At 59.2% G+C, this 4,696-nt stretch carries 2 protein-coding genes; one reads left to right on the forward strand and one right to left on the reverse strand.

Translation table 11 applies throughout. From position 1 onward, the window contains the following. The first annotated feature begins 881 nt into the window (after positions 1-881). Positions 882-2,390, forward strand: a complete 1,509-nt coding sequence (locus BRAO375_RS15435) for a hypothetical protein (protein WP_009028397.1) — start codon at positions 882-884, stop codon at positions 2,388-2,390. A 59-nt stretch (positions 2,391-2,449) separates the two neighbouring features. On the opposite strand, the gene BRAO375_RS15440 is transcribed toward BRAO375_RS15435, so the two are convergent. Next, positions 2,450-4,531: a phospholipase D-like domain-containing protein gene (locus BRAO375_RS15440; RefSeq protein ID WP_009028398.1), complete on the reverse strand. Its 2,082-nt coding sequence runs from the start codon at positions 4,529-4,531 to the stop codon at positions 2,450-2,452. Positions 4,532-4,696 lie beyond the last annotated feature (165 nt).

Below are 4,696 nucleotides of genomic sequence, written 5' to 3' on the forward strand. Positions count from 1 at the left end.
CTCGGTCCTGAGCAAGAAACCCCCACCCCCAACCCCTCCCCGCAAGGGGGAGGGGAGCTCACCGCCGTTGCCGCAGGGGCGTGCCTCAAACTGAGAAGCACGCTCACCTTCCACCGCGCTTGACGCAGCCGCATCTCAGAGATGAGCGCAATCGCCGCCATCGAGCTCTCCAAAAATCATCGACGAAACCGTCCGAGAAACCGTCGTCGCACGTCATCGCGATCTCGCGGCGCGCAGCGCCCGAGTGATGCGCCATTCTCGCCGCCCTCTCCTAACGGAGGGCGCAGGGAAGGCCGGGCGCTGGCCGCGCCCGTGGCCCGCCTGCAGAAAAGAAAGCAGGCGGCAGTCACCACAGGTCTGGCCGATCACCCGGCCCTCCCTGCGCGATGGCTTTACGATTTATACGCGATCTCCCTGGGGACCGGCTGTCTTGCCCCCATCACCCGCAGGCAGCGTGTTCCGCAACGCCGGCAGGCTTGACCTCAGCACCGGGAGGCCAGGACCACGCCACTTCACCGTGCGCCAAGATCGTTCGTCGGCACGGCGAACCATGCTGCGACCCAAAGCGCCCATCGCACCCCACACCCGACGTCCGTGACGACCGCGAAGCGTCCCCTCGTTGGGGCGGGACGGGCAGAGTAGAGCACAAATTCTGGGAAAACGAAAGCTCTAATCTCTAACTCTCAAAATTGAATTCAAGCGTGCTACCGAAGAGGCTCAGCTTTGAATTATCTGACTGGAGACGGCGGGTTGACTTCCGCGGGCATGCGCACGTCCTCCACAACATTATTCCGATGGATTCGCCACAACGTACACACCCCTGTGACCTCCCGTCGAAATCGTCGTAAGATGAATAAACCCGCTTTAAGAGAGCGAACGACATGGGCTCGGACGACGACAACTTCTACATCGCTATAAATCATCCAGACGGGAACTGGAGAGGCTTCATAGTTTCCCCCACTCTGCGCCAATTGGAGGAAGGGGATTCTGCGACCTCCGAAAAAGCCAATTTGGACAGCCAACCTGTCCCAGGAGAACAAAGCAGCTTCAAGAATGTATTCTCGTCCTTTCGTTCGACCATGTCTACCTATCGTAGTTTTCTAAACTTCATGATTGCGATGGCTCCTGCTGCATCGGCCGCCCTCGCAGAACGAACGATTTCCGAATTTGCAAAAACCCGGGGACGAAAACGGGAGGACCTTTCCAATACAGATCGCAGTGTATTTGAGCTGACTAGCTCAGCTTACAGGCAACTACTAATCCACAGGGAAGAGATAACCGCAGCTCGCCGCGGAGCCAAACACCTTCCCGAAGTGATGCTTATTGGCCTCGTCAGCGCGTACGACGCTTTTCTCGGCAAACTCCTAAGGGTCGTCTTCGACCAGCATGAGGAGCTCATTCTAACAAGCGAGAAGAATATCAAATTTTCGGAGCTCTCAAAATTCGAATCGATTAAAGCTGCAAGAGCTGCACTGATAGACCGGGAAGTCGAATCTATACTGAGGGAGAGCCACCACGAGCATTTTCGCTGGATGGAGGAGCGCTTCAAAATGAAACTGCGCGAAGGTCTTCCCGCCTTCAAAAAATTCGTTGAACTCTGCGAGCGTCGCAATCTACTGACTCACACCGGCGGCGCCGTCTCCGCTCAGTATATAACCAACTGCAAAGCATTTCAGGTCGAGAACCTCACGGTCAGAATTGGCGACCAGCTTGTTGTAGACGCCGATTATTACCGGGATGCCGTGAATGTCGTTTGCGAAATAGGCACAAAACTATGTTATGTCCTGTGGCGCAAATTCATGAAAGAGGAACGCGAATCCGCCGATAACGCGGTAAACGAGTTCTGCTTAGATCTGATTTCTTCACGAGACTACGCGACTGCCGAAGCCATCCTTTCCTTTGCTGCAAAATGCGCAGAGTCAGAATTGTTTCGAAGAATGATGGTCATCAACCACGCCAACTCTGTCAGGCTCCAAAAAAAACTAAACGAAGCTACGAAAATACTTGACCAGCACGACTGGTCTGCAGTTGGCGACAACTTCCGGATATGTGTTGCGGCAGTTCGAGAGAATGTAGACGAGGTTACTTCTCTAATGAAGCAGCACCCGTCTGCCATTGATGCAGAAGATTATCGAACTTGGCCGGTTTTTAGAGGATTGAGAACGAACTCAAAGTTCTCCAGCACCTACGAAGAGATCTTCAAGCAACCGCTATTGCGGTCAACGAAAACAGAAGTGACTGAAAGACCTAAAAACAAAAGTTTTAGCCACTCAACATCTCCCAATCCCGATATGACAAAAGTAGAAGAGGAGCACGAAGATATAAAGCATTCAGAGCGAAACAACGGCCCGAAAGTTCCGCTTGACACAGACACCGGACCGCCAGTTTGATTGGACGCCCGACAGCATTTAGTGCATTCGTCAGGAGAGTGTTAGGCGACCATATCTCTTTAGGCGCGCTTTCTCCTGGCACTTTTGCCGTTTCCCTTCTTCGCAGCCCAGCTATTCTTCTGCGCCGTCTTCGTCGCCTTCTTCACCGTCTTCCTCTTGGTCGTCTTCTTGCGGCCGGCTGAGGTCTTCGCTGCAGCGGCCGCCTTCTTCGGCGTTTTCTTTGCAGGTTTGGCCGCCGGCTTTGCAGGCTTGGTCTTCGCAGTCGGCTTCTTCGCCGGCTTGTCAGCTCCGCCAGTCTTGCCCGGCGTCTTCGCCGCCGCGCCCTCCTCCGCGGGAGCTCCTCCCCCACCCGCCGCCGACAGCCAGAAGCGCAGCTCCGGTGACTTCTCCTGATCGCCCTTGATGTAGCGGTCCTGCCAGCCGTCGTCCCCCTGCAGCGGCTTGCCGAAGATGTCGGGATGCTGCTTCAGCAGGAAGCGCCAGGCGTAGTGGTCGTAGAGGTCGAGGACGTGACAGGCATAGGCTTCGGCGAGGCCGCGGTGGCCGCGGATGATCAGCATGTTCTCGTCGTTATTATGCGAGGCGCGGAAGCCGAGATTGTGCGAGCCGGTGACGACGACGCAATCGTCGCTGAACGGATCGATCACCACGATCTTGTTGTGGATGATGGCGAAGCCGTATTTGGCGAGCTCGCGCTCCCATTTGCCGAAGGCGTCCTGTACCGCGCCGGCCGGCACGCCGCGGAAATCGATGCTGCCCGTCTCGCCCGGCTTCTTCGGCTTGCCGGATTCGCCGACCACCTTCACTTCCGGCGCGTCGCTGCCGCCATCATCCCCGCCGCCGGTTTCCGAATGACCGCCGGCATGCAGCGACTTGGAGAATTCGGTCGCTCGCACCGGGCTCGTCAGCGCTCCGCGCACGAACAGATCGGGCTTCTTCGCCAGCAGTTCGCCGGCCTTGTTGAGAATGGAGTTGTTGCCGGGATCGAAGGCCAGGAACAGCACAGCGTGCTTGGCCTGGTCCATCAGCTCGAACACCCGGCCCATGTCGCCCGGCGTCTTCGGAGTCTTGCCAAGCTTACCCGGCGTGTTCGGCGAGAACATCGGCTCGATGGTGACGCCGTGGTCGAGCTTGACCGGCTTGCTGATCGAGCTTGCATTGTTGGCGCGGGCGAAGTCGCGCAGGGTCTTCGACTGCAGCGCCGACCTGTCGCCGTCAGCGGCGTCGACGTCGGCCTTCAGCGCGTTCCAGTAGGACAGATAGCGGTCGGCGAGCTCAGGGCTCTCCACCACCAGCGCGTTGTTGGTCTGGGTGCACAGGCCGGTCGAGGTCCAGTTGGTCGAGCCCGACAGCACCGCCGCCGGCTTGCCGTTCTCCGTGAGCACCATGAACTTGTTGTGCGGGATGGAGCCCTTAGCCAGGATGCGGTCGATCACGGTGACGCCGGCGGCCTTCAGATTGGCGCGGTTCTCGGCGTCGGCGTCGTCGGTGTCCTTGCCCTGCTCGTTGCCGAGAATGACGGTGCGGCTCGCCGGGTTCTGGTGCAGCTGCTTCTCGAGGCCGTTCGGATCGTTGAGCTCATAGAGCGCGGCGTGGATGGTGCCGCCGCCAGCATCGGCGCGCTTCAGCAGCGAGGTCAGGCCGTCCTGCAGCTGGCCCATCAGATGGATGCGGATCGGATCGGCGGGATCGAGGATATGCGGCGCCAGCGCCGGCACGCTGGGATGATCGTTCAGCGCATGGGTCAGCGCCTGGGTCGCGGTGATGCCGCGATTGAAATAGACGTGGAACGGCGGCCGCTCCGGCGTCAGCGTCACCGGGTTGCTCTCCAGCGGCGCGACGCCGGCGAGCGGCGTCAATGTCTGGCCGGGCGTGCCGCCCATCGGCACGATGCGATATTTGTAGCTGCCGCCGCGCTTGGCCTTGAGGTCCTTCCACCAGAATTTCTGCACCGGCGCCTGGTCGGTGCCGAGCTTGTCGGCCGTCTGCCCGGCAAACCGCGCCAGCGCCGGCAGCACCGTGTCGGAATTGTCGGCGAGATCGATGCGGTGAATGGCGAAGCCGAGACAGCCGTCGAGGCGGCGATCGAAGGTCCAGGCAACGACGGCAATGTCATTGTTGGAAAATGCAAGCGCGGGCATGGCGGCACTCCTTGTCTGACAAGGATTATGTCGCGCAGTTGTAACAAGGGTTCGACACATCCGGAACAGGAAAGGAGATGGCGGAGGCAGGGAAGGGCGGCGCGTGCGGTGCAGCGGAGAAGGATGCGGCCGGTCAGATCCCGATGTCGTGATCGCCTCGAGCGG

Source organism: Bradyrhizobium sp. ORS 375 (assembly GCF_000239775.1).
Classification (GTDB): Bacteria; Pseudomonadota; Alphaproteobacteria; order Rhizobiales; family Xanthobacteraceae; genus Bradyrhizobium.